The sequence below is a fragment of the Paenibacillus sp. 1781tsa1 genome (assembly GCF_024159265.1).
In the GTDB taxonomy this organism is placed as follows: domain Bacteria; phylum Bacillota; class Bacilli; order Paenibacillales; family Paenibacillaceae; genus Paenibacillus.
The window spans coordinates 149,230-172,198 of the sequence record NZ_JAMYWY010000001.1; the positions used below are offsets into that span (position 1 = coordinate 149,230).

21 protein-coding genes are annotated in these 22,969 nt (G+C 47.6%); 20 read left to right on the plus strand and 1 reads right to left on the minus strand.

Annotated features, from left to right (window positions below):
- Window positions 1-26: 26 nt before the first annotated feature.
- From hprK to NKT06_RS00845, 20 genes are all read left to right on the plus strand, one after another.
- Window positions 27-965: an HPr(Ser) kinase/phosphatase gene (gene hprK / locus NKT06_RS00750; RefSeq protein WP_091011999.1), complete on the plus strand. Its 939-nt coding sequence runs from the start codon at window positions 27-29 to the stop codon at window positions 963-965.
- Window positions 966-1,086: 121 nt separating this feature from the next.
- Window positions 1,087-2,112: a prolipoprotein diacylglyceryl transferase gene (gene lgt / locus NKT06_RS00755; RefSeq protein WP_253429015.1), complete on the plus strand. Its 1,026-nt coding sequence runs from the start codon at window positions 1,087-1,089 to the stop codon at window positions 2,110-2,112.
- A gap of 6 nt (window positions 2,113-2,118) precedes the next feature.
- Window positions 2,119-2,775 carry a pyrophosphatase PpaX gene (gene ppaX / locus NKT06_RS00760; RefSeq protein WP_211083888.1) on the plus strand — a complete coding sequence of 219 codons (657 nt, stop codon included), beginning with the start codon at window positions 2,119-2,121 and terminating at the stop codon, window positions 2,773-2,775.
- Window positions 2,772-3,314 carry an acyltransferase gene (locus NKT06_RS00765; protein ID WP_036616162.1) on the plus strand — a complete coding sequence of 181 codons (543 nt, stop codon included), beginning with the start codon at window positions 2,772-2,774 and terminating at the stop codon, window positions 3,312-3,314. Before ppaX ends, NKT06_RS00765 begins: the two co-directional genes overlap by 4 nt.
- A 389-nt stretch (window positions 3,315-3,703) precedes the next feature.
- Window positions 3,704-4,903, plus strand: a complete 1,200-nt coding sequence (locus NKT06_RS00770; RefSeq protein WP_253429017.1) for an ATP phosphoribosyltransferase regulatory subunit — start codon at window positions 3,704-3,706, stop codon at window positions 4,901-4,903.
- 1 nt (window position 4,904) lies between these two features.
- Window positions 4,905-5,564, plus strand: a complete 660-nt coding sequence (gene hisG, locus NKT06_RS00775; protein WP_091012003.1) for an ATP phosphoribosyltransferase — start codon at window positions 4,905-4,907, stop codon at window positions 5,562-5,564.
- Between the two features lie 155 nt (window positions 5,565-5,719).
- Window positions 5,720-7,024, plus strand: a complete 1,305-nt coding sequence (gene hisD / locus NKT06_RS00780) for a histidinol dehydrogenase (RefSeq protein ID WP_074092955.1) — start codon at window positions 5,720-5,722, stop codon at window positions 7,022-7,024.
- On the plus strand, window positions 7,017-7,646 hold the full coding sequence (gene hisB, locus NKT06_RS00785; RefSeq protein WP_197997954.1) for an imidazoleglycerol-phosphate dehydratase HisB: 630 nt from the start codon (window positions 7,017-7,019) through the stop codon (window positions 7,644-7,646). The genes hisD and hisB overlap by 8 nt, the downstream gene beginning before the upstream one ends.
- Before the next feature lie 3 nt (window positions 7,647-7,649).
- Complete coding sequence (hisH, locus tag NKT06_RS00790) at window positions 7,650-8,276, plus strand: imidazole glycerol phosphate synthase subunit HisH (protein WP_105602314.1); 627 nt, start codon at window positions 7,650-7,652, stop codon at window positions 8,274-8,276.
- Window positions 8,277-8,338: 62 nt separating this feature from the next.
- Window positions 8,339-9,073 carry a 1-(5-phosphoribosyl)-5-[(5-phosphoribosylamino)methylideneamino]imidazole-4-carboxamide isomerase gene (gene hisA / locus NKT06_RS00795; protein WP_253429019.1) on the plus strand — a complete coding sequence of 245 codons (735 nt, stop codon included), beginning with the start codon at window positions 8,339-8,341 and terminating at the stop codon, window positions 9,071-9,073.
- 30 nt (window positions 9,074-9,103) lie between these two features.
- Window positions 9,104-9,865, plus strand: coding sequence for an imidazole glycerol phosphate synthase subunit HisF (hisF, locus tag NKT06_RS00800; RefSeq protein ID WP_253429021.1), 762 nt, complete (start codon window positions 9,104-9,106; stop codon window positions 9,863-9,865).
- Window positions 9,858-10,592: a bifunctional phosphoribosyl-AMP cyclohydrolase/phosphoribosyl-ATP diphosphatase HisIE gene (hisIE, locus tag NKT06_RS00805; RefSeq protein WP_483311554.1), complete on the plus strand. Its 735-nt coding sequence runs from the start codon at window positions 9,858-9,860 to the stop codon at window positions 10,590-10,592. The genes hisF and hisIE overlap by 8 nt, the downstream gene beginning before the upstream one ends.
- Before the next feature lie 12 nt (window positions 10,593-10,604).
- Window positions 10,605-11,429, plus strand: a complete 825-nt coding sequence (gene hisJ, locus NKT06_RS00810; protein ID WP_253429023.1) for a histidinol-phosphatase HisJ — start codon at window positions 10,605-10,607, stop codon at window positions 11,427-11,429.
- Window positions 11,430-11,731: 302 nt separating this feature from the next.
- Window positions 11,732-12,679 (plus strand): ribose-phosphate diphosphokinase, encoded by a 948-nt coding sequence (locus NKT06_RS00815; RefSeq protein ID WP_036616184.1) that lies wholly within the window; start codon window positions 11,732-11,734, stop codon window positions 12,677-12,679.
- Between the two features lie 254 nt (window positions 12,680-12,933).
- Window positions 12,934-15,195, plus strand: a complete 2,262-nt coding sequence (locus NKT06_RS00820) for a helix-turn-helix domain-containing protein (protein ID WP_253429025.1) — start codon at window positions 12,934-12,936, stop codon at window positions 15,193-15,195.
- 447 nt (window positions 15,196-15,642) lie between these two features.
- Window positions 15,643-17,244 (plus strand): extracellular solute-binding protein, encoded by a 1,602-nt coding sequence (locus NKT06_RS00825; RefSeq protein WP_253429027.1) that lies wholly within the window; start codon window positions 15,643-15,645, stop codon window positions 17,242-17,244.
- 117 nt (window positions 17,245-17,361) lie between these two features.
- A complete protein-coding gene (locus NKT06_RS00830; protein ID WP_253429029.1) occupies window positions 17,362-18,261 on the plus strand; it encodes an ABC transporter permease in 900 nt (299 codons plus the stop codon).
- Between the two features lie 69 nt (window positions 18,262-18,330).
- On the plus strand, window positions 18,331-19,203 hold the full coding sequence (locus NKT06_RS00835; protein WP_091038632.1) for a carbohydrate ABC transporter permease: 873 nt from the start codon (window positions 18,331-18,333) through the stop codon (window positions 19,201-19,203).
- 49 nt (window positions 19,204-19,252) lie between these two features.
- Window positions 19,253-20,203, plus strand: coding sequence for a sugar phosphate isomerase/epimerase family protein (locus NKT06_RS00840; protein ID WP_253429031.1), 951 nt, complete (start codon window positions 19,253-19,255; stop codon window positions 20,201-20,203).
- Window positions 20,204-20,465: 262 nt separating this feature from the next.
- Window positions 20,466-22,223: a hypothetical protein gene (locus NKT06_RS00845; protein WP_253429033.1), complete on the plus strand. Its 1,758-nt coding sequence runs from the start codon at window positions 20,466-20,468 to the stop codon at window positions 22,221-22,223.
- A 143-nt stretch (window positions 22,224-22,366) separates the two neighbouring features.
- Here NKT06_RS00845 and NKT06_RS00850 read toward each other — a convergent pair whose 3' ends face one another.
- A complete protein-coding gene (locus NKT06_RS00850; RefSeq protein WP_253429035.1) occupies window positions 22,367-22,816 on the minus strand; it encodes a hypothetical protein in 450 nt (149 codons plus the stop codon).
- Window positions 22,817-22,969: the final 153 nt, after the last annotated feature.

Sequence of the window (22,969 nt, forward strand, 5' to 3'; positions counted from 1 at the left end):
CAGCGAATGCTGAAAGGAAGAGACAAATGGCGAAAAAAGTGAAAGTATCCGAATTGGTACAGCAGTTTCAGTTGGAGGTTGTTTCTGGATCTCACGGATTGAAAAGAGTCATTACGGTAGATGATCTGAACCGTCCTGGTCTGGAAATGGCCGGTTATTTTGAATACCATCCTCAAGAACGCGTTCAGTTGCTTGGAAGAACGGAACTTGCCTTTTTTGCAATGTTACCCGAGCAAGAGCGACGTGATCGCATGCAACGTCTTTGTACGGAAGAGACCCCGTGTATCGTTGTAACGCGCGGACTTGAAGTCCCGCAAGAGCTGATTGATATCAGTGAAGAACGGGATCTGGCTGTACTGCGCAGTAATATGGCAACAACGATTCTGTCCAGCCGGATCACCGGATTTTTGGAGGGCAAATTAGCACCAACAGCAACCATTCACGGTGTACTTTGTGATGTCTATGGCGTAGGTATGCTGATCACAGGTAGTAGCGGTATTGGTAAGAGTGAAACAGCACTTGAACTGGTTAAACGTGGACACCGACTGATTGCCGATGATGCGGTAGAGATCCGCCAAACGTCAGATTTTCAGCTCCACGGTACTGCACCTGAATTGATCCGCCACTTGCTCGAAATTCGAGGTGTCGGTATTATCAACGTCATGACATTGTTCGGAGCCGGTGCCGTTAGGAATAACAAACGGATTACCCTGGTTGTACGTCTGGAAGCATGGCAGCAGGATAAACAATACGATCGTCTGGGTCTGGATGAAGAGACTACACGTATCATTGATACAGATGTGCCTCTCGTTACGATTCCTGTTCGTCCGGGACGGAACTTGGCGGTTATTATTGAAGTAGCCGGTATGAACTATCGTCTGAAACAGATGGGTCTTAATGCTGCACTGCAATTTACGAACAAGCTGACAGCAACCATCTCGGAAGATATGGAAGACATGGATTAAGAAATATTTGATATAAGGAAATGAAGATAAATGGTTGACATGTTCTGCTTCTCTGAAGGCGCAGGGCATGCCAACCATTCGTCATGCGTGCGATTGATCGAATAAATAGGAGTGTGAATGAATGGATACATTATTACTGTTGAACCCGATTGCGTTCTCTATTGGAGCGTTAAAGGTTCACTGGTACGGGCTTATTCTTGGTGCCGCGGCACTTATAGGACTTCTGCTCGTGATCCGGGAGGGCAAACGCTACAGCATTCCCCAGGAAGTGTTCATGGACATGGTCCTGCTGGGCGTGCCTTCTGCCATCATTGGTGCCCGCATCTACTATGTTGCATTTAAGTGGGAAGATTATAAGGATAATTTCTGGGATGTCTTTAAAATATGGAATGGTGGTATTGCCATCTATGGTGCCCTTATTGGTGCAATCATCTGTGCAGTTATTTTCTTCCGTCGTAAAGGGTATAACTTCTGGCGTATGGCCGATATCTGTGCGCCTGGGCTAATTGTTGGACAGATGATCGGACGTTGGGGGAACTTTGTGAATCAGGAAGCCTACGGCGGTCCTGTGGAAGAATCATTTTTGAGAGACAAGCTTCATCTGCCGGACTTTATTGTGAATCAAATGAACGTAGATGGCGTATTCCATCATCCTGCGTTTTTGTATGAATCGATGTGGAGCCTCGTTGGCCTGATCTTGCTGCTGGTTCTGCGTCGTCAGAAGTTCCTGCGTTCAGGTGAACTGTTTATGTCTTATTTCATCTGGTATTCTATCGGTCGTTTCTTCATTGAAGCTTTGCGTACGGACAGTCTTGGCTTCCAGGCTCCGCAATGGGTTGCTTCATTAGTGAACGGGCTGTGGTCTCCAATGACTGCAATGGGCTTTGAACAAGGCTATCTTGATCCTGCCTATGGTAACGTAAGAATCTCGCAACTGCTCGCTATTGGCATCATTATTGTTGCTGTTGTATTCATTGTGGTGAGAAGAGTGACAGGTACAGCAGATGTTCGTTATAGTGATCCGATTGTATCGTCCAAAGTTACCTCAGATGATATGGAACATACGGGAACAGTTGTTGGCAAAGAGAGCAAGGTAACACCTCCAGCCAAAGATGATCCGAAGCAAGTTGATGATAAAAAGGAGTAATGCAACATGATTGACACGGTATTGTTTGATCTGGACGGAACGATTATTGATACCAATGAGCTGATTATCAGCTCATTCCAGCATGTCATGGGGGGATGGGAACATTCAGCTCCATGGACACGGGAACAGATCATTCCGCATATGGGTGGCACACTGGAGCAGCAAATGCGTACCTTCTCTGGCCAGGAGGAAGTCTCCGAGTACGTGAAAGGTTACCGTGCTTATAATGATATCCATCATGAAGCGATGGTTAGACCTTTTCCACATGTCATTGAGGTAGTAGAGGCGCTTCATCAGGCTGGCATTGTGATGGGTGTAGTCACAACCAAAATTCGTCCATCTACATTAAAGGTGCTAGAACGTTTTGACCTACTGAAATATATGAAGACGATTGTAACCGTGACCGATGTGACGAATCCGAAGCCACATGCTGAACCGGTACTGAAAGCCATGACGGAACTGGGTGCAGATCCTGCTAAAACGTTAATGGTAGGTGACAGTCCGGTGGATATCCAATCGGCACAAAATGCGGGCGCACTCTCGGCGGGGGTTGCATGGTCTCTTAAAGGGGAAACAATCCTGAATGGATATGGACCCGATCATATGCTGCATGATATGAGAGACTTGTTGAAACTCATCCGTGTTGAAACGGGACGTTCATGAGAAAAGTAACCCGCTATCCGGTAGAGGACCAGAATGCACTTTGGCATATCTACAAGACAGTGAGTCCGTGGAAGGGCGTTCGTAATTTTATCTGGATCCAGTTGTCACGCTACTGTCCAATCCTATCGGTGAAGAACTGGATTTATCGCCGAATGCTGGGCATGAAGGTGGGAAAACACACAGCCTTTGGCCTGATGGTGATGGTGGATGTGTTTTTTCCGGAGAAAATAACGGTCGGCGAAAACTCGGTCATCGGTTACAACACAACAATTCTCGCTCATGAGTATCTCATTAAGGAGTACAGGCTCGGCGAGGTCATTATCGGGGAAAATGTACTGATTGGTGCCAATACAACGATTCTGCCTGGGGTAACCATAGGAGATGGAGCGGTTGTAGCTGCTGGAGCAGTCGTACATAAGGATGTTGCACCAGGAGCTTTTGTTGGAGGTAATCCACTGCGTGATTTATCCCGTGCGGCAGCTTCTACGGAAGAGACTGTGTTTAACACGGATGATTCCTCTCAGGGTAGTGTGCATTAAGTCCATAACGTAATGAAAGAAGATGGGTTGAAGTAAAAAGCTGCTTATGGCAGCTTTTTTCGTATATAAATACCGATTGGCGAGGGTAACGGTGTGTATATAAAACGATATGCCTATCCAAGGGCAATCAAGCTTCGGTATTGTTGACGGTAGTGCGGATTTCATGTTATCATATCCCATATCCTTTAGTTTGTTAGCACTTTACCATGTGAAAGTATTGTTGGAGAAATTAAACGTGATAAAGGTTGAACTAAACCAATAGTTAAAAGCTTGTGCAGCAATACGTTGATTCAGGGTTACAAGATAGAATGGGGATTTACACTACATAAATCCTGTTGAAATAGAATGAGCACCACTCTTAAATTACTGACTCGGGGTGAATAATACCAATGTCCAAACCAAAAGGATTTGAAAAACCGACCGGATTTCGCGACTATACACCACATGTTGTATCCAAGCTGCGTACGATTGAGCGGAATGTACTAGAATGTATGGAACGTTGGGGTTACCGTCAGATCATCACACCAACGATTGAATATTACGACACGGTAGGTGTAGCCAGCTCTACATCGGATCGCAAATTGTTTAAATTATTGAACAGCCGGGGAACCACCCTGGTGCTCCGATCGGATCTAACGGCTCCGATTGCACGTGTCGTTTCGTCCATGCTCAAAGATGAGCAATTGCCACTGCGTCTGTCCTATCATGCGAACGTATTTCGTTCGATTGAAGAGGAAGCTGGACGCGAGGCGGAGTTCTTCCAGACAGGGGTGGAGCTGGTTGGAGATGACTCACCTGAGGCGGATGCAGAAGTTGTTGCGCTTGCGATTGCCTCTTTGCAGGCAGCGGGCGTGTCTTCTTTTAAAATAGCGATGGGTCATATGGGATTCCTGAACGGATTACTGGAGGAAGTGATTCCAGGCCAGACAACGGAACAGGAGCAATTAAAGGAAGGGCTGCTCGGACGTGATTATGTCGGCTATCGCCAGTCCATCGAAGCATTGAACCTGGAACCCAAGTTGAAAGAACAGCTCGAAGCGATCCTGCGTCTGCGCGGTGGCAAGGAAGTATGCACACATGCGGTAGAGCTAAGTTCAAGCGCTGAAGCAGCAAAGTCGATTGCACATCTGTGTGCGGTATTCGAAGTGTTGGAAGCGTACGGTGTATCCGAACATGTGCTGATTGATCTGACGATGATCGGTGATTTCTCCTATTATACGGGCATGACCTTTGAAGGGTATGCAGCCGAACTAGGATCTCCGGTATGTAGCGGTGGACGGTATGATAATCTGTTACAACAGTTTGGTCGTTCATTGCCAGCTACAGGATTTGCACTGAAAACGAACCGTATTATTGATGGTGTTCATGGCATTACCATTGAAGAGAAAAAACCGGTACTTATCCAATATACCCCGAAACGTCGGGCTGAGGCATTAACAGAAGCGGCAAGATTACGCAGTATGGGACAAAATGTAGTGACACTCCTTCTTCCTGAAGACGGGGCTGGGGCAAGTGCCGTGTCGGTTGAAGCAAGAACCGCTCAGGCTGAGCAGGTTATTACTTACGGATCTGAAGAAGGAGGACGCTGAGATGTCGGATATTCTGAAGGTGGCCATGCCGAAGGGCCGAATCTATAAAAAAGCCTCCAAATTGTTTCGTGAAGCGGGGCTGGATATTCCAGAAGACGTAGACGATACACGCAGATTGGTCATTGAAGTGCCGGAAGCTGGAATGGAATTCATCATGGCTAAGCCAGTAGATGTTCCAACGTATGTGGAGTACGGTGTTGCTGATATCGGAATTGTTGGAAAAGACGTGCTGCTGGAGGAAGATCGGGACGTGTACGAACTGTTGAATCTGGGAATCGCCCAGTGCCGTATGTCTGTGATTGGACTTCCCGACTGGAAGCCAGGCATTCAGCAACGTGTTGCAACGAAGTACCCGAGGATTGCTTCGCAGTACTTCCGGGAGCAGGGGCAGCAGGTCGAGGTGATCAAGTTGAATGGTTCCATTGAGCTTGCACCCCTGATTGGCCTGGCAGACCGGATCGTCGACCTGGTGGAGACTGGTCAGACGCTGCGCGAGAACGGATTGGTGGAGATGACAGGCATTCTGGACATCACCAGCCGTCTTATCGCCAATCGGGTAAGTTATCGGATGAAAAATGCACGAATCCAGGCTTTGTGTGATGCACTTCAGCAGGTTATTCCGGCATCGAATGAGATATCGGCGGGAAGCCTTCGGGGATAAATTACTGATATGCAGGGACTGCAAGGTAGCAAGAACGAGAAATAAAGTAACGGAAATAACAAAAGAATGAAACGATAGAAGCAAGAAACGTGAAAAATCAGAATCGAATTGGCCATATAAAGGCAGGCATTACAGAGGATGAGGAGGTTGTACGTATGAAAATTGTACCTGCACGTGAATTTGATCTGAAGCGGGAAGTGGAGTATGGCACGCCAGAGCAAAATGAAACGGTACGGCGTATTGTCAGCGACATTCGCCGTGAGGGTGATGCGGCACTGCTGCGTTACACGGAGCAGCTGGACCGCACAAAGCTGACGGCCGCGGAATTGCGCGTGCCGCAGGAAGAGCTGCAGGCGGCTTATGCAGCCGTGGAGCCATCCTTTGTGACGGCGATTCGCCAAGCCGCCGCCAACATTCGTGCGTTTCATGAGAAACAGAAACGCAACTCGTGGATGGATTGGCAGCCGGACGGCAGCCTGCTGGGCCAGGTCATCCGACCGCTGAAGCGGGTCGGGGTCTATGTACCTGGCGGTAAAGCAGCGTATCCATCGTCTGTGCTGATGAATGTGATTCCGGCACAGGTGGCAGGCGTGCCGGAGATCGTTCTTGTGACGCCGCCGTCTACGAACGGCGGCGAAGGCATTAACCCGTACATTCTCGTTGCTGCTGCGGAAGCAGGCGTAAGCGAGATGTACCGGGTTGGCGGCGCTCAAGCCATCGCCGCCCTGGCTTACGGCACGGAGAGTATTGCACCGGTCGACAAGATCTGTGGACCGGGCAATATTTACGTGGCGCTCGCGAAGCGCGAGGTGTACGGTGCGGTCGATATCGACAGTATCGCCGGGCCGAGTGAGATTGTGGTACTCGCCGATGATACGGCGAATCCGGTGTATGTCGCCGCGGACCTGTTGTCGCAGGCGGAACATGACGAGATGGCATCGGCCATTCTCGTCACGAATTCGGCCACGCTGGCGGAAGCCGTGCAGGGCGAAGTGCAGCGGCAGCTTGAAGTGCTGCCGCGGCGTGATATCGCTGCTGCTTCGGTGGAGCAGTATGGCGCGATTATTGTGGTCGATTCCATCGATGAGGGAATCGACGTGGTGAACCGGCTCGCACCGGAGCATCTGGAGATCATGGTGCAGGAGCCGATGGCTTACGCTGGCCGGATCGAAAATGCCGGCGCGATTTTCCTCGGCCCGTACAGCTCGGAGCCGGTGGGGGATTATTTTGCAGGACCCAATCACATTATTCCGACCAATGGAACTGCGCGATTCAGTTCACCAGTGGACGTGGATGATTTTATCAAGAAATCGAGTCTGATTTATTATAGTAAAGAAGCACTGCTGCAGAACGGAGCGGCTATTATAGAGTTGGCCCGCCATGAGGGTCTTGAAGGGCATGCCCGTGCAATTGCTGTACGGTTAGAACAGGAAGGAAAGGCGGAATCGGATAATGGATAAGCAAAATAATGGTGTGGAACTTGAAAACAAAGGTGCAGTGCGCCAAGCAGAGGTTGACCGCAAAACAAACGAGACCAATATCCAATTGGCCTTTACTGTAGATGGAACAGGACAATCCACGATTGAAACGGATGTACCTTTCCTGAATCATATGCTGGATCTGTTCACGAAGCACGGACAATTCGACCTGAACGTGCAGGCCCGTGGAGATATTGATATCGACGATCATCACACGGTTGAAGACATCGGCATCTGTCTGGGACAGACGTTGCGAGAAGCATTGGGTGACAAACGTGGTATCAAGCGTTACGCCAGTGTTTTTGTACCGATGGACGAGGCACTCGCTCAGGTCATTATTGATGTGAGCAACCGACCTCACTTTGAATACCGTGCAGAATACCCTTCCCAACAGGTTGGCAGTTTCTCCACGGAGCTGGTACATGAATTCCTGTGGAAATTAGCGCTGGAAGCTCGGATTACGTTACATGTCATTGTGCACTATGGTCAGAACACCCACCACATGATTGAAGCGATCTTTAAGGCATTGGGACGTGCTCTGGATGAAGCAACGATGATTGATCCACGTGTAACGGGTGTGCCTTCCACGAAGGGAGTGCTGTAGACGATGGCGATTGCAATTGTCGATTACGGTATGGGTAACCTGCACAGCGTCGGCAAAGCGGTCGAACGTCTTGGCTACGAAGCGCTGGTCACGGGTGACCGGGAAGAGATTCTTGGCGCAGATGGTGTCATTCTGCCAGGCGTAGGTGCTTTTGGTGATGCAATGGTTCATTTGCGGGAGAGTGGACTGGATACGGTGGTGAAAGAAGCCGCTGCCGGGTCCAAACCACTGCTCGGTATCTGTCTGGGGATGCAGTTGTTGTTCAGCTCAAGTGAAGAGCATGGCGAACATGAGGGACTGGATATTTTGCCAGGTAAAGTGGTGCGATTTGCACCAGGAGAACTGAAGGTTCCTCATATGGGATGGAACCGTTTGGAATTCCTGCACGCGGAAAACCCGCTATTTACGGGTCTTGAGGCAGGTCATGTCTATTTTGTCCATTCCTATCATGCGCTTACTGAAAACAGGGACGATCTGCTGGCGGTAACGGATTACGGACATCCGGTGACAGCCATTGTAGGCAGAGGATCCAACTTCGGCATGCAATTCCACCCGGAGAAAAGTGGAGAGCTCGGTATGAAGCTGCTCGGCAACTTTTTGGCTCTGACAGGAGCACCTGTACAAAGGTAAAACATCATCTCTTCTTAACTATAGAAAGCGTACAAATCTAATTCATATTCAGGAGGCCTTGTATGTCATCTTTTATCCTATATCCGGCGATTGATATCCGGGACGGCAAATGTGTAAGACTGGTGCAGGGAGATTATAATCAGGAGACTGTGTATAACGATGACCCGGTTCAAGTAGCTCTTTCCTGGGAGAAGCAAGGCGGTACATACGTGCATCTGGTGGATCTGGATGGTGCCAAAGCAGGTCATCCTGTTAACGATGAGCTGATCGGGCGGATTGCCTCGGCTGTGAACGTACCTGTTCAGGTGGGCGGCGGACTTCGTACAGTAGCGGATGTAGAGCGTTTGCTGGGTCTGGGTGTTAGCCGGCTGATCATTGGAACAGCAGCCATTGAGGATCGTACTTTTACAGAGGAAGTACTGGGACGTTACAGCGACAAAGTGGCAATTGGCATCGACGCTCGTAATGGTTATGTGGCAACCCGCGGATGGCTTGAAACATCGGAAGTACAGGCAGAGGTACTCGCGAAGGAATTGGCGGCGTATGGGGCAGAAACGTTTATCTTTACGGATATTTCCCGTGATGGTATGATGCAGGGTCCTAATGTTGAAGCGATTGTATCTCTGGCCAAGGCAAGCGGACGGACGGTTATTGCTTCCGGTGGTGTGAGTGTAATGGATGATCTGCTTCGTCTGAGTCGTCACGCCGATGATGGTGTTGGTGGAGCAATCGTGGGTAAAGCACTGTATACGGGAAGCATCGATCTGTCTGAAGCGGTACGTGCGGTTAATAAGTAAGGGATATTCGGGTAGAGAGGAAGAGGTAGCATGCTGGCAAAAAGAATCATCCCCTGTCTGGACGTGAAGGACGGCCGGGTCGTCAAAGGCGTCAACTTCGTCAATCTCCGCGATGCGGGTGATCCGGTAGAGCTGGCGGCGCTATATGACCGCGAGGGCGCGGACGAATTGGTATTTCTCGATATCTCTGCTTCGGTAGAAGGTCGCGAAACGATGGAAGAAGTCGTGCGGCAGACGGCTGGCGAGATTGCTATTCCCTTTACGGTAGGTGGTGGCATCTCCAAGGTGGAGGACATGAAGCGGATTCTCCGTGCAGGAGCGGATAAAATTGCAGTGAATACAGCCGCGGTACTTAATCCGCAGTTGATTGCCGATGGTGCACGTCGCTTTGGCTCGCAGTGTATCGTGGTAGCGATCGATGCCAAGTATAACGATGCTTGGGGCGAGTGGGAGGTCTATACACATGGTGGACGGAAACCCTCCGGCATCAAGGCGCTGGAATGGGTTAAACAGGCTGAGAGCTTAGGCGCGGGAGAGATTCTGCTAACCAGTATGGACGCAGACGGAACAAAAGACGGCTTCGATCTGAAGCTGACGGCAGCTGTATCCGAATCTGTGCGTATTCCGGTCATCGCATCGGGCGGTGCGGGCAAGGAATCACATTTCTATGATGTATTCACCACAGGCAAAGCAGATGCAGGTCTGGCCGCAACGATTTTCCATTACAAAGAAATCGCCGTACCGGCGTTAAAACAACATTTGAGAGAACAAGGGGTGGAGATCCGTGACTAAAGTGAGCGATGAAATCAAGGAACAGTTGTCCTTGGAACAGGTTGTGGAACACATTCGTTGGAGTGATGGTTTGGTTCCTGCCATTGTGCAGGACGTGGATACTCGGGAAGTCTTAATGATGGCTTATATGAATCGCGAATCTCTGAAGTTGTCGCTTGAATCCGGTGAAACCTGGTTCTGGTCACGCTCGCGCCAAGAGCTGTGGCATAAAGGGGCAACATCTGGCAACGTGCAGACCATTACTTCCCTAAAATATGATTGCGACGGTGATACCTTGTTGGTTGAGGTCAAACCGAACGGTCCCGCTTGCCATACAGGGGCGGTAACTTGTTTCCATAATGAGATCATTGGATTGCCAGAGAATTCGACAGACAAGGCTCCGGATGAAGCGGGTGCGGCATCTGCTTCTGCAAGTTCCGGTTCCGAAAGTCGCTTTGAGGTATTGGCTGAACTGGAATCCGTTATTGCAGAGCGTGAACGTGAGCGTCCTGAGGGTGCATACACAACGTATCTGTTTGATAAAGGTGTAGACAAAATACTGAAAAAAATCGGTGAAGAAGCGTCCGAAACGATCATCGCCGCCAAAAATAAAGATAATGGCGAGCTTCGTCTGGAAGTCAGTGACCTGATGTATCACCTGCTCGTCCTGTTACAAGAGCGCAAGCTGCCACTGGACGACATTATGTCAGAGCTGAGCCGCCGTCATGAACGGCCTCGCCGAGATTAGGAGGCGAGTTTCGTGCGTATAGACTATCATACACACCATGAGCGGTGTGGACATGCCGTTGGCAAACTGGAAGAGTACGTGCAGCGTGGTGTGGAGATCGGACTATCCCAGATTGGATTGTCCGATCACATGCCATTGTTGCATGTCGATCCGGCTCAATATTATCCGGAAATGGCGATGCCTATGGATGAGTTGCCGCGTTATGTAGAGGAGTGTTTCTCCCTGAAAGAACGTTACCGTGGGCAGATTGACGTACGTGTTGGTCTGGAAGGTGACTATATTGAAGGCTGGGAAACAGAGATTCGTGCGATCATTGAGCGTTATCCTTGGGACTATGTGATTGGCTCCGTTCATTTCCTCGGGGAATGGGACATTACGGATTTCCGCCAGACCCATCACTGGGAGGGCAAAGACATCCTTGACGTATATCGTCAGTACTATGATGCTGTAAGCAAGGCAGCTGCGACGGGCATGTACGATATTATGGGCCATACGGATGTCATTAAACGGTTTGGCTATGTTCCTTCAGAGGAGCAGACAGACGAACGTATCTCACTGGAGAACGCAGCGCTACAGGCAATTGCCAAAAGCGGCTGCACCATGGAGCTGAATGCTTCCGGATTATCGAAGCCGTGTGCCGAGATGTTTCCTAGTCGCAGAATGCTGACGGAAGCCATTCGATTGGGCATTCCATTAACCATGGGTTCTGATGCACATGACCCACTGAAGTTGGGGGATTATTTGCCGGAAGCTGAAGCACTTTTACATGAGTTGGGCTGTACGGAAGTCGCTGTTTTTGAAGGCCGTCAGCGCTCGTTCATTCCTTTAAATGTATAAGCCAGTGGAGTATAATGAGGGTAGGAAATAACCTTTTAGAGGTAGTTCAAAAAGTCCGCCTTTGATTACGAAGGATGCCTAATGGCATCTTCAGCATCGAAGCTGGAATTCAGCCGAAATAGGTGGATGCTTACGAAGTATGTTTCCTCTGGAAACATTGTGGTTGCTCACGTAGTTTTGCCTACGCTCCGCTACTCCATTTCTAGCTTTATCCCATCTTCTCGGTACTGAAAACCGGACTTTTTGAACACTCGCTTTTAGATAAGGGATTATATAGGGACTTCAACCCTCGGGAGGGCATTATGCAGCATTCGTTACGTATTTTTTCCGGTTCATCGAACCCTAAGCTGGCAGAACAGGTATGTGACAAGCTGGGAGTACAACTGGGCAAGATCAAGCTGTCCAGGTTCAAGAGCGGAGAAATATACGTTCATTATGAAGAAACGATCCGTAATTGTGATGTGTTTCTGGTACAGTCGTTGTCTCATCCGATCAATGAGCTGTTTGTCGAGCTGTTGGTGATGATTGATGCCGCAAAGAGGGCTTCAGCACGCACTGTGAACATCATTGTTCCGTATTATGGCTATGCTCGTCAAGAGCGCAAATCCGCTCCACGGGAACCGATCTCGGCCAAGATGGTCGCAGATGTATTAACTACGGCTGGCGCCAATCGAGTGGTAACGATTGACCTGCACGCAGCGGCCATTCAGGGATTTTTCAACATTCCAGTTGATCACATGACATCGCTCGATCTGATTAGTGATTATCTGTTAAGCAAAGGAATCGAGAACCCTGTCGTGGTCTCCCCTGATGCGGGACGAGCATCGATGGCAGAGAAGTTGGCTAATCGTCTGGATTCCCCATTTGCCATTATGATCAAGAAACGTCCAAGCCATAATGAATCGGTAATTACCCATGTCATTGGTGATGTAGAAGGACGGACACCGATTATTATTGAGGATCTGATCGACACCGGAACAACCATTCTGAATGTGGTGGAAGGGTTGAAGGAACGCGGGTCCAAAAATGTATATGTATGTGCAACACACGGATTGTTCTCAGATGGGGCAGTAAGTAAATTGAATCACCCGTCAATTGAAGAGGTGGTAGTTACGGACTCGATCGCACTGCCAGATGACCACCCTGAATGCTTCAAAGTGTTACCTGTTGCGCCAATGCTGGCTCGCGCCGTGCGCATTATTGTGGATGGTGGCTCCATGGCCACATTGTTTAAGGATTCTGGCATTTAGAGCATCGAGGATATAACGGTGTGTGGCCAGATGAACTGTTCCGTGTCTGAGTTGTTGTCTGCTCAGCACGGTTTTTTTGTTTTGGCTCTTGGAATTCAATTCTTGCATTGCTGCTCAGAGGCTTGTGCTATAATAACATAAAATCAGTCATGATAACGTTATCATATAGTATTCAGCCCCTAAGGTGAGATGGATGCTGAACAGTAGAACCACGGCTGAGAACATTGGCATCGTGGAGTGAGGAGTGGGGTCTATTGTCTCGTAATTGGTACTACCGGTTACTGTTCTCGTATTTCCCAATTTTTTTTCTTACGGTGACCATACTCATTTTCATCGCGTTTGTTTTCATCAATGACATATCTAAAGAGGAAACAAAAAAAGCAGACCGGATCTCCTCCAGTTATATGATAGACACGGTGGATCGCACAATCAGGGATATTGAACTATCCATCCTGGAAACGGTACAGAGTCAGCAGGCATACAAACTCTATTTTAATAATACCAACCTGGCCAGCCCGGACACGGTGTATGCAATAGCGCAGAATTTACGTGAGCTAACCAATTCGTCCTCATGGATTCAATCCATCTATCTATATGACAAGCGAAATAAACATGTTCTGACCATAAGTGGTTCCAGAGAAGCAGAAAGTTTCTCGGATAAGGCATGGATTGATCAGATGGCTACCGGATCTATCGGTTCAGGCTGGCAGCCAGTTCGGGAATTCGATACGGGCTCTGTTCAACGTACCCCTATTCGTGTATTGACCGTGAATAAGGACATGCCTTTGCCTTTTGGCTCTCAGGGCACATTGGTCATTAATATCAAGATGAGCAGTATTGAACAAAGTGTAGATAGTATGGTTAATGGTCAGCTCTCATTCCTGACGATTACGGATCGGGACGGTAAGGTTGTGTATAATGCACACTCGGACCAAGAAGGCTCGATAGATGGTCAGGAACTGAACAGGCTGCCACTAGAAAGACTAGGCTGGACAATATCCAGTGGAATCAAGGCCGGCAACTTATTTGGCTGGGTATCTGTCGTGTCATATGTATGGGTAATCATTGCCATTGTGACTGTCATCTGTGCGATTGTGTATATCGTGTATATTACTCGTCGTAACTATAAACCCATTCAGATTATCATGAACCGGATCGAGTCTCATCAGATTCGGGCGTTTGAGCACTCGGGTGCTCGCACGGATGAGATGAAGATGATTGACGGTGTGCTTGAGAATCTGATTAATCACATGATGGATTATGACAAGAAAAGCAGGGAAAATGTACTCATGCAGCGTAGCAAGTTGTTCAATGCCCTATTGCATGGTGAACACATCGAAAATGCAGCAGAGCAATTAACAGAGCTCTCTCCACTGAATGACGTGCATGACTCCTCGCGCTTTGTCGTTGTCGTTGGAGAGATTAACCGTTATGAGAAGGGGTTTCAGGAGAGGTACACAAGAGGTGAACAAAATACGCTGAAGTTTGCCTTGATGAACGTTTTGCAAGAACTGTCACGTAATACTGGAGTACAATGCTGGACGGAATGGATTAGTGTAGATCAGATTGCAATCCTTTTCGTGTTCAAAGAACAGAGTGATAACAACTTGGATATGTCTGGTCAGATTCGTGTTGTAGCTGAGGAATGCAAATCTTGGGTGGAACAAAATCTACGCATTTCCTTAAGCTTTGGTATTGGACCTATTGCTCAGGGAATCGGTGCGATACGCAATTCCTATGCGGCAGCAGAAGCGGTAATGCAACGCAAACTATTGATGAATGGAGATGTCGGCCAAGCCGACTGCGGTGAACCACAGCATCCTTTGCTGGATACCTATACTTATCTACAGATGATTGCGGACTTTGTTAAGCGGTTCCGGATGTCGAGTGGACAGTGGCGGGAACAGTTGGAGGAGATCTTTACAGCATTTGAACAGAACAAACTGCCAGATGACGAGATTCGTTCTCTGATTCAGGCCATGTTGCAGATGCTTAGCCGAGAGGTGGCCATGATGTCGGAAGGACTCCAGGAAGAGCTGTCCGAAGACAACATCAATAGATGGTTGAGTGCTGTGGAAGAGGCAGAGACGCTTACGGATGTGAAGAGTCTTTTGTTCGATGGTCTGACGGACCTATTCAGAACGTATGTGGCGGTAACGGAAACCAAGAGTTACAAAGCCATGGTTAACGAAATGAAAAATTATATCGAAGAACAGTTTGCGAATCCTGATCTTTCATTGAAACATCTCAGCGACCGATTCCAGATTACGGGCAAACATGCGAGTTATTTGTTCAAGACAGAATTCAACATGAAGTTTGTTGATTTTGTTACGGAGCTTCGCATGAAGGAGACGGAGCAGCTTCTGCTCAATACGGATTACTCTCTGCAGGATATTGCCCTGAAGGTTGGGTATGCAAATGGAATTACGTTGGGACGTGTATTTAAACGGGTAACGGGCATTACACCAGGAGATTATCGTCGTTTGAAACGAGAACATCGAGAACCCGAAGAGTAACACAATGATGACCATATTCTGAGATCTGTACATCAGGATAGCACAGGGTGAATTTCATGCAGTCACTTTCCACCAGGAGAGCAGGCTTGCAGAGGTTCGCCCTGTTTTTGGTTGAACAGTTCTCTGCTACGTGAGATCGATGCAACTGTTTTCGCAGGATAACAAGCTAATATCCCTGTTTTTCCCCGTATGCGAATATAGGCAGTGTGTGAAAATGGTTTATCCGAATGGGGACAGGCAGTTCCGAGTCGTGAGGCGTTGAGAGCCATCACAACCTAGGGCAGCGCGGCTTTGGGAAAATAATCAGTCTGCGAAAATGGGCTTAGCATATAAACCATAATCCGCTTGTAAGCGCTTCCGAAACTGGTTTATTGCAGGACAACGGAAAAATGTGAAATACTCTGGGCAAGCTTTAAACATTCACGCAAAGCCAAAGGGGATGACAAAATGACAAGAAAAGCAACCAAAGGGAGTCTGAAGAAATGGATGGGTTTGGCGCTTACGATGGTAATGGGCGTTTCTTTACTTGCGGGATGCTCATCAGCATCAGAAGAATCAGCTGAAGGCGGAACATCAGGCAATGGTGAGCGCGTTACCTTAAAGGTGGAGATTTTCGACCGTGGTAACAGTCCTTCGCCGTACACAATTACGAACAACTATCTATCTAAAATGATTCAGGAGAAGTTCGGTGATCCCAACAATATTGATGTACAGTTTGTACCCGTTCAGCGTTCTGAGGAAGTTACCAAGCTGAATGTCCTGATGGCTAGTAATACGGATGTCCCTGATATTGTCTTTGTTTATGACTCAAGCGTGTTTTATCGGTATGCCCAACAAGGTGGACTGACTGATGTTGGAGAGTTGATTGATCAGTACGGTCCAAACCTGAAGAAGTTCCTGGGCGAAGATACTTTGAAGTTCGGGCAAGTAGAAGGACAACAGTTTGCTGTTCCGGGTAAACGTGCTATCACAGGCCGATACAGCTCTTACATTCGTCAGGATTGGCTCGATAAGCTGGGATTGCCAGCACCGAAGACCACGGATGAATTATATACAACTTTGAAAGCGTTCAAGGATAAAGATCCTGGTGGTCTCGGAAGCAAAAACATCCCAATGGGTATGGCTCTTGCACCGGCTCAATTCGAAACGCTCATCTATTCATTCATCAAGCCTGTTAGTGGCGACCTGACTTACGGTCAACGGTATGAGTTGCCGCTGCATGAAGGATTCAAAGAATCGATGCAGTTCCTGAACAAATTGTACAACGAAGGTTTGATCAGCAAAGATTTCAGTTTGGATGAAGACAAAACGCAATTAGGTAAAGACATTCAAAACGGTAACGTAGGTTACTGGTCTGAAGATGTGGATGCCATGTTCTACGGAGATGGGACACTGGATAATTTAACGAAGAACGTAAGTGGCAGCAAAGTGTTGCCGGTGGATGTATACACTAATCCAAATGCAGACAACAAACACATCAAGTCACGCTACGGAACAAATGGTATGTACATTATGATTCCGAAGAGCAGCAAACGTTCTGTCGAAGCGATCAAATATCTCGACTGGATGGCATCTGACAACAATCTGATTGATATCTACAGTGGTGTGGAAGGCGAGAACTATGATCTGGTAGACGGCATTCCAGTTGTGAAGGAAGATGCATCCCAAGAAGCGCAGGATCGCCTGTTCAATGCAGGGGATACAGCAATTATCTCCAACGGTAAAAACATCGGTGATCAGGCAACGAATGAAAAAGCATGGATTCTGGGCTTCCCGCAGAATAACCAGGAGCTCCTGAAACAATCCATTGATATTGCCAACACCGACACAGTGGGACCGATTATCTTCGATAAACCGATTGAAGCAGAGATGAAGTACAGCACAGCTCTCAAAGATAAATTGAACGTCATTATTGTAAAAACAGCGATGGCTAAGCCAGCAGATTTCGATGCGGTGTATGAGAAAGAAATGGCTGATTTCATGTCGCTCGGTGGTACTGAACTGAAAAAAGAACTTGAAGAAGCAGTTCAAGCACTCCCTGCAAACTAACTAGCTCTACACTTTAAGATCAAAGACAGATATGCATGTTACCGTATAACTTTGGAAGGGACGTGTGCCGCCGGCTTGGCGGCACAGCCGTTTCTTAGTTGATAGGAGGAAACCGACTTGACTACCACATACTTGAAGAGATATTGGCAATTGTACGCGCTAATTTCACTGCCTATTATCTACTTTTTAATCTTTCGTTATGGACCGATGTACGGTGTACAGATCGCCTTTAAGGACTTTAACTTGTTCCAGGGAATCAGTGGAAGTGAGTGGATCGGTTTTGATGCATTTCGTGAAGTGTTTGGAATGCGGGACTTCTACACCACATTGCGTAACACCTTTATGCTGAATTTTCTGGATTTGATCGTTTCATTTCCAGCTCCTATTATTTTGGCGATCATGCTCTATGAAGTTCGATTCAAATGGTTTAAAAAAATATCACAGACCATTCTGTACATTCCTCACTTTATCTCATGGGTAATCATCGGGGGAATTGTATACCAATTGTTCGGTAATCAATCCGGTATGGTTAACGGTGTACTGGAGAGTATGGGTTTAAATTCAATACCATTTTTGACAGAAAAAAATCCATGGCTTGTGACATACCTGTTCACAGGTGTCTGGCAAAGTGCAGGATGGGGAACCATTCTATATCTGGCAGCATTAACCGGCGTCAACAAGGAATTGTTCGAAGCAGCTGAAATTGATGGAGCATCGCGGCTGAAGAGAATCTGGCATATTACATTGCCAAGCATTAAACCAACCATTGTGACCCTACTCATTCTTAATCTTGGACATATGGTCAGCATCGGTTTTGATCGGCCTTATATCATTGGTAATACGGCTGTGCGTGAATATTCCGATGTACTCAGTACCTTTGTATACAGAGTTGGTCTTGAATCAGGACAATACACGCTGGCAACTGTCGTCGGATTGTTCCAGGCAGTAGTAGGACTTGTATTCGTACTAGGCTCCAACTATATTTCGAAGAAAACAACCGGTGAAGGTATTTTGTAGGTTGTGATGAACGGAAGAGGCACCAATCGGCTTGTTTGTATAGACCATCAGTAAAGGAGCTGTGCGCATATGAGTGAACGCACCTCAAACCGGATTTTTGATATCGTTAATATCTCCTTTATCACCTTGTTTGTTATATTCTGTCTGGCTCCATTTCTGCACACGATTGCGATATCATTCAGCTCTAACCGTGCGATTACGTCAGGTGAAGTAACCATATTCCCTAAAGAATTCAATTGGGATGCGTATATTCAGGTGTTCTCTGATCAGTCGATGATCTATTCACTGGGATACACGACGGTTCTGACAATTGCTACTACTGTCTTGTGCATGATGTTCACACTGGCAGCTGCATACCCGTTAACCAAGAAAAAATTGAAAGGGCGCAAGCTCTTCATGTATGTCATCATCATTACGATGTTCTTCAGTGGCGGGATCATCCCTGAGTACTTGCTCATTCGTGACCTGAACTTGCTTAATTCAGTGTGGGCACTGATTCTGCCTGGACTGGTCAGTCCGTTTAACCTGATTATCCTGATCTCATTCTTCAGAGGTATTCCTGAAAGTCTGGAAGAATCAGCAGAAATTGACGGCAGCTCACATGTACACACGTTATTTAAAATCATACTGCCATTATCCATGCCAGTACTGGCTACATTAGCTCTTTTCTATGCGGTTGGACGCTGGAATGGGTTCCAGGATTCCCTGATGTATATTAACGATCCGAAGTTGTACCCGCTTCAACTGAAGTTATTCCAAATGGTACAGAACAATATGGTCAGCGAGCTTACTCAGATGGAGGGTGCTAACCGTACGCCATTGACTCCCGAGAGTCTCAAGGCCGCGACCGTTATTTTCGCAACCGTTCCGATTCTGCTCGTCTATCCGTGGCTGCAAAAGTATTTTGTCAGCGGTGCGATGCTTGGCGCGGTAAAAGGTTGAGTTAAGGCTGGTGTAAAAAGTTTAGCCAGAGGGAGGAGAAGGAAAACAGATGCAGCACATAGATAAGGGGATATATTCGTTCTCCACATGCTGGAATATCCGAAAACATGATGTCGGGGAAGATATGATTCGGGAGATTGCAGATCTCGGCTTTCGCCGGGTGGAGCTCAATTATAATGTGACGAAGGAGATGCTCACGACGATTGAGCCCATGATTGAGCGTGGAGAGATCGGAATTTCTAGTGTCCACAATACCTTTCCACATGACCCTGATCCCGATTATGGTACAGATTCCATTTTGCTCGGCTTCGAAGATGAAGTGAAACGTAAGCGGGCGATCGAATTGCTGGTAGAGTCGGCTGAATATGCGCAGCGTTATGGGGGAGAAGCTGTTGTTGTGCACCCCGGAGAGGTACCTTTCCCAGAGGATATCAGCAAAGATCTTGGAAAGATCTATAACGAGGAAGGCCCGGATTCACCGAAGTATCGCAGCAAATGGGCGGAATTGATGGAGCGGCGGCAAGCTCTCAGTTCAGGGTATGTGGAGAAAATTATCGCCAGTCTGGATGAAGTATGCAATCGGGCGGCAGCTAAAGGTCTGGATGTTCGTTTTGGCATTGAGACGAGATCCAGACCACAACAGATTCCTACCCTTGCCGAAGCCAAGACCATTATTACGGCCCTCAAAGGGGCACCGGTTGGTATCTGGTACGATACGGGTCATGCCATCATGATGGACCGAATGGGCCTTTATGACAGTGTGGGAGAAATGCAGGGGCTGATGGATGATATCGTAGGGGTGCATATTCATGAGACACTCGGTCTCTCTGATCACTGGTGCCCGTATGTTCACAGTAAGGATATGAACTTCTATGATGCCTATCTGCCGATGATCCGCCGGGCACAAGTGAAGGTGTATGAGTTGAAGTCTGCCTGTAAGGCAGAAGAGATTCACGAGAGTCATGACTTGCTTATGAAGAAGCTTGGAGTGACAGAGTAAGACAGAGTAGGCGCGGTGATGGGGAAACAGTTGGCGTGTTCACAGCGTGTGTTCAACGACTGTTTCCTCAGTGACAAAGACCCGTAAATATGAAGTAAACAAGCACGTATTTTCTAGCGACTTTTGTCGGTATATGGTATATACTGACGAGAAAAATGAACTCACCTACGGGCGGTATGAGTATGCTTCCGTTCTGAATTGAAGGCGCTGAAGCAACATACTCCGCACATCGGGAGAATGCATTGGTATGGAGGGACTGCACATGTACAAACAACTGGTGGAGAGTAATGACAGAGCGGTAGAAAGAGGCATATCCCGGCAGATGCTTGACCCTGAAAGCCGTTATTATGGAGGCACCATCGATCCCTATACAGGTGTTGCCTGGGTCAACCACACAACTGGCACGCCCACGGATATGTGTTACTGGGGGGCTGCGATCTCCAATCCGGACTCCATCTATTATCGGGATGAGGTGTTGTTAGATCGACTGCTGATAGCTACGGAATATGTACTCCGCTTCCAGCATGAAGATGGTTCAATATCTCCGGGTTGGACTAATTACCACTCCCCTCCAGACACTGCATTTGTCGTTGTGGGATATTCACAGTTGTATCAGCTACTTCAGCAACAGGAATGGGAACCATTGCAACCTGTACTGACCAACATGAGGCTGTTTCTGGAACGCACGATTCCAACCATGCTTACAGGAGGCTGTCATACGCCTAATCATCGCTGGGTGCTATGCGCGGCGCTCGGTTTCTTGCATGAAATTTTTGGTGTGGAGGAAGCTGTGCAGCGCGCAGAGCAGTGGCTGGCGGAAGGCATGGATATTACACCCGATGGGGAGTGGACCGAACGAAGCAACGGAATCTATAATGCGGTAAGCGACATTATGCTCATTCATGCGGCACGTCTGCTCAAGCGCCCAGAGTTGCTGGAGCCGGTGCGTCTAAATCTTCGTATGATGGTGTATCTGGTGCATCCCACGGGTGAGATTGTGACAGATTATTCTGGTCGGCAGGATCTGGGAAGCATTCACGACTTGTCGTCGTATTATCTACCATATGCGATCTTGGCGAAGATAGATGGTGACTCCATTTTTGCGGGCATGGCAACATGGGCAGATAGTACATTAACGGACCCGGGCGTATGCTCGGTCAACGCTCTTGTTAGATTGTTGCTGGAACCTGATCTTCAACAAACCAGTGGTACGAAGAATTCGCTCCCGGAAAATTACGAGTTGATGCTGAATGAACACTTTGTACGCGAGCAATATCTGGGGCAGATGGGTTCGACTGGACATCATGGACGAATCTCTCACAGTCGGATGCACACGGACTTTGGTGCTCCTGTGGTCCGAATCCGTGAGGGTGAGACAAGCGTAACTGTCATGACAGAAGTTCCACCTTTCTTTGCACTCCGACACGGTAAGGTACGTCTGCTTGCTGTGCAACTGGCTTCTTATTTTAATCCAGGATATATACCCATGCAAAACATGACGAAGCTGCCCGAGGGATATCATCTGACGGGTGAACAGAAGAAAGGGTACTACGGTCCGATTCCTACGGAACTCCTGCCGGAATCTGCTGCATCAACAATAAGTCCGTGGTATTTGTTACCCCATCAGAGTCGTCAACTTACTCATGAGCAGACATTGCGCGTAGGGGCAGAAGTTCTGCATACGGAAAATGGCTGGACGATGCATCTCACAGGGAATGAACCGGAGGATACGATGATGCAATTGTCCTTTGTGTTTGGAAGCGAAGGTGAGCTGACCTGTGAGGACGCGATGGAAACGAGTGAGGGTCACTATCTGTGGAAAAGCGGTACATTACGCTATACCTGCGGAGAAGACTGGCTGGAGATCACCGGGGGCGAGCTTGGGCATCTGGCGGCAACGGTACGGGAGGCAAAATTACCGGACAAATGCAAGGTTGTGCTGGTCAATTTCATGACACCATTTGATAAAACCATTCATATTTCACTATCGCCTTCGATAGCGTTGAATATTGAGTCATAACTTTAGAAGACCGAGCCTGCGGGCTTGGTCTTCTTTTTTACGAATGATTACGGCGAAGATTTCACTACATCCCCAATGATGTGCTCAATCCATGCAACTTAATGGATTTTGATATTTCAGGATACGTCTCATACTGTGAACTATCATTTCAGTTGCTCCAACGCAGTTTCGATTGGTTTAGTGAACAGAGGATTATCTTTGGTATTGCTCCAGTAGACGATAAGAACATTTCCTTTCTCATATAGAAAAGGGAACGTTGTGAAATGGGCACTTTCCATGTGTTTATTGAATTCTTTGGTCCCGCTACTACGATCCTTTTCAGAATTGAAAATATAGAAATGCATAAATTCAGGGTTATACGGATCTTCTTCCACTGGCACTTCAACGGAGTACACCTCAGGTACAACATCATTTAATTTCAACGGATACCCCGTTATACCAAAGGACACTAAATTCAAGTTTTGAGACTCGAGCACTGTTACTACTTCATCAAGTGTAAATTGATTTTCATCATTTTTTATATCTTCTGAACATCCATTCAAAGCAAACAAGCAGATTAAGATGAATATACGTGGTGTTATTTTCGAGATCATCAATATAACATCTCCTTAAAACAATAATGATGTACCTTCATTTTTATAATTACATACGACATCCCGTAACCGACGGGATTAGACTAATGCAATACTGCAAAGAGATCCTGTGGCAAGTGGTGTCGGAATCTCTAGGCAAAAAAGGGTATCCTT